3 protein-coding genes are annotated in these 3,557 nt (G+C 62.0%); all 3 read right to left on the bottom strand.

All coding sequences use genetic code 11. From position 1 onward, the window contains the following. A partial coding sequence (locus Q0349_RS06095; RefSeq protein ID WP_298079986.1) for a hypothetical protein occupies window positions 1–270 on the bottom strand: 270 nt, incomplete at its 3' end. A gap of 14 nt (window positions 271–284) precedes the next feature. Continuing rightward, window positions 285–1,019, bottom strand: a complete 735-nt coding sequence (locus Q0349_RS06090) for a TIGR03747 family integrating conjugative element membrane protein (protein WP_298079985.1) — start codon at window positions 1,017–1,019, stop codon at window positions 285–287. 32 nt (window positions 1,020–1,051) lie between these two features. After that, window positions 1,052–3,557 (bottom strand): type IV conjugative transfer system coupling protein TraD (gene traD, locus Q0349_RS06085; protein ID WP_298079984.1); only part of this gene is annotated, 2,506 nt, incomplete at its 5' end.

Genomic DNA, 3,557 nt, shown 5'->3' with positions numbered 1-3,557 from the left:
GCGCAACTGCTCAATACATGCCGGGTAGTTGAAGCGGATCTTGGCGTTGCCGGTGGCACGCCCGTATTTGCCCTGTAGCGCCTGCACGCGCTCGCGCAGGTATTCCAGCTCGCGTAAGACGGACTCAATCTCGGCCTGCTCGCCGCGCAACGGCACGGCGGCAGGCTTTTTCGCGCCTTTCGCGTTCGCCGCACTGCTCGCAAGCAATGGGGCGAGCAACAGGTAAAGTCGGGTGCGGCTGGGACGGTCGGGTGCTTCGTGTGTCGACATGGCAACTCCTTGGATTAAATGAATTTCTTGAAGGTGGAAAATCCGATGAGCACGGCGAGGTAGAAAAGCAACATGCCGGGCAGCAGGATAAAATTCGGGTTGATGGAACTGGGCCAGGAGAGGTAGAGCACCGGCGAGATGCCGATGGTGTAAGGCACCAGCGCTTTCGCATGGTGATAGACACTGGCGTGTTCGATGCCGCCGCCGACCTTGCGCAGCTCGCGCAGGTGCAGGCCGTCAATGGCAGCCACCAGACCGACGAGGACAAAGAGCAGCGAGGATAGGACGATGATGACGCAGCGGATGCCGGTCACCATCAGCACATAGACGACGGCGTTGCGGTAGTAGGGCCAGTTGGCAGTCAACTGCGACCAGAAGCGCATGGAGAGCAGCTCTTGCGGCGACACATGCCCCTGCGCCGGTGGCGGCGCGACCAGATTGCCCTGGAAAAAATGGATGACGCGCAAGGCGGCTTCTTCGGCGGAGATGCCAAAGAGGGTCATGGTGAAGTTGTCGCCGAGGTAGGCGAACTCCTGCTCCAGCACATGCGCGGCATGATCGTAGTCGCAGAGGCCGAAGAGCATGCCGCCCCATTCGAGGAGGATGCTGACGAGGATAGAGCCGACGAGGTAACCGGCAACGATGAACACCATGCTGAAAGGCAGGAAGATGAGGCCGAACAGACCGCGTTTGCGAGGCGGCTGTTGTGCGTTGGGGTTCGGCGCGTCGTTTTTAGGCTTGCGTGCCATACGCCCTCCGTTGCGTGGTGCGGATTACGGTCTCAGTCATCGAATCCGTCCTCCAGCGCCGTATCGTCCGCTTCCATCTGGTCCTGACCGAGGCCGGAGCCGAACTGGACGTCGCTGTCTTCGCCCCAGCCGCGCAACTGCTCGCGCACCGCCTGCCACTGGTCGGCACCGTTTTCGTCGCGCAGCACTTCCTGCGGTTTGAAGTAGTCGCGGTAGCTGTACCAGTCGGGAATGCGCGAGCTGTAGTTGTGGCGCATCTGCTCCGCCACCTGGCGGATGTTCTCCGGCACCGTCTCGCCGCGTGCCGGAATCAGCCACGGCACCCGCCCCTTGTAGAGCTGGTTGCCGTTCATAATCATGAAGAACTGCCCCTTGGGGAGATTGGTCAGATCGGTGACGGTGAGCATTTCCATCTGCTGCCGCTGTTCGCGCGACTGGGTTGAGGAGATGAAATGCACATCGGAGTGCACGTCCGAGCTGTCGGTCGCGCCGGAGTAGGTGAGGACGTGGCCGACGTTCACCTTGCGCTGTTTTTCGATCAGGATTTTGGCGGTCGCTTCGTCTTGGACGCGGAAGAAAATGAGGGTGTTGAAGTTGCCGAGCATCTGCGCGGCATAGGCCTTGTTGCCGAGGCGTGCCTCAAAATCGGAGGAGGTCTGGGTGTAGGCGGTGACAGAGACGTTGGCACCACCGGCCTTGTTGAGCGAGGGAATGAGGTTCTTGTCCGCCGGTTCATTGGCTTCGTCGATGTGGACGCGGATCGGACGGTCGCGGTGCGCGCCAGGAATGTCCGGCAGCCCCTGGCTGCGCCCTTCCTTGTAGATACGGCCGTACTGGGAGGCGAGGTCGGCGAGCATGGAAGAACCGACTGTGCGCGCCACTTCCTGATCCGACAGCGCATCCAGGCCGACATAGACGATGCCGCCGGAAAGCATGATGCCGGTCCAATCGAAGACATCGCGCGAGGGGTCGAGAAAATCGGGGGCAATCAGCTTCGCCACCGCGCCGGTGGTCATTTTTTCGAGGAAGGGGTCGAGCGAGGCGATCAGCTTGTTGAGGTACTGCTGGTCGGTGATAAAGGCCTTGGTCAGCGATTGCGCGGTATCGCGTTCCACATCGGAGAGCGGCAGCTTGTCAGCGTGGTGTTTGAACAGCAGGTAGCGGGCGATGGCATCGCGGTCGCGCTTAATCTGCGAGTAGTCGTCCATGAGGCCGGCGGCACGGCGCTGTTCCGCCTTCTCCAGCCGCATGATCTCCTGATAGCGTGCAAGTTCCGCCTGATAACCAGGCATCTTGTCGCCGAGCAGCTTGTCGATCAGGCGGATGTAGAGCGGCTCCAGGTGTTGGCTGTACTGCTTGATCAGCGGGTAGTTCGGCACTTCGCCGATGCCGGTCAATCCCTTGGCGACCTGGTTGACGTAACCCCAAACGAACTCGCGGAAGGCGGCGGACTGCCCCTCACCCGGCATTTGCGAGGCGATGCGCGTGGCCACCTCGGTGATGCGGCCATAGCTGCCGATGGGGTTGTATTGGGCAGAAACCTCGGGATAGCCAAGGTGGAAGAAAAAGAACTTGTCCGCGCGTCCGGCGCGTAGTGCGGCTGCATACATATTGAGCAGCAGGTCGGCGTCGCCCTTGGGGTCGATGACGATGACCACGTCGCCGCGCAGGATGTCCTGGCAGATGATGACTTCGGCGAGGCGCGTCTTGCCGACGCGGGTGGTGCCTTCAACCAGGGTATGGCCGACGCGGTTGCCCAAATCCTGCCAGATGGGTCCTTCGCCTTCATAGAGGCCGACCGAGTGCAGCCAGGCATCGCCTTCGAGCGGCGGTACCGGCTCCCACGGGTTGAGCCGCCAGGCAGCAATCTTGAACCAGAGGAAGCCGATGCGTAGCGGTTTGGGGTCGTGCCGCGCGGACGCGGTGAAGACGGCAATCCAGCGCCACCAGCGTGAGTGTTCGAGCCTGACCTCAAGATTGCGCGCCCGTTTATAACCGCGCGACTTGGCGGTGTATTTGCTGTTCTCGCTCTGGGTCAGGTCATAGACGCGCTGGGTGTGTACCCCGGTCCAGGCAAAGCCCATGCCGAGGAACTGCACCTTGTTCGATACCGGCAGTTCAGAGACGCGCATCCGGTACACCGGCAGGTTGACCAGCCGCTTCTGGTAGCGCCGTACCCGCCAGCCACGACGGAAGAGCACGGCGGCGCGCAGGAAAAAAAGCGAGGCGAGGGCGAAGGCAACGGTGGGGATGACAAATGCCAGCTCCGAGGCAAGCAAGAGAAAAACGGCGGTGAGGACGTAGGCCGAGGCGGGGACGTACTCGTAAATATCGCGCAACAGCACTTCTTTCGGCTGGTCACTCATCGGCGCACCTTGCGCGTGGCGGTTTTCTTTGCCGCTTTGGCCGCAACCGCGACCCGTTGCCGTGCCGGGGTCTTGACCGGGGCAGCGTGGCGGACAGGCGCAACCGCCTGCGTCTGCGGCAGGAAGGTAGCGTTCACCCGGCGTGCCGCCGGAGTACGGGCTGTGGCAGGCA

This window comes from uncultured Cardiobacterium sp., assembly GCF_938028185.1.
In the GTDB taxonomy this organism is placed as follows: Bacteria; Pseudomonadota; Gammaproteobacteria; order Cardiobacteriales; family Cardiobacteriaceae; genus Cardiobacterium.
The sequence above is the reverse complement of the archived record's forward strand: the minus strand, read 5'-3'. Positions and strand labels throughout refer to the sequence as shown.

What these genes read in the sequence shown, in the direction of transcription:
- Q0349_RS06090 (WP_298079985.1), bottom strand. Translation starts at nt 1,019, where the DNA reads ATGGCACGCAAGCCTAAAAACGACGCGCCGAACCCCAACGCACAACAG.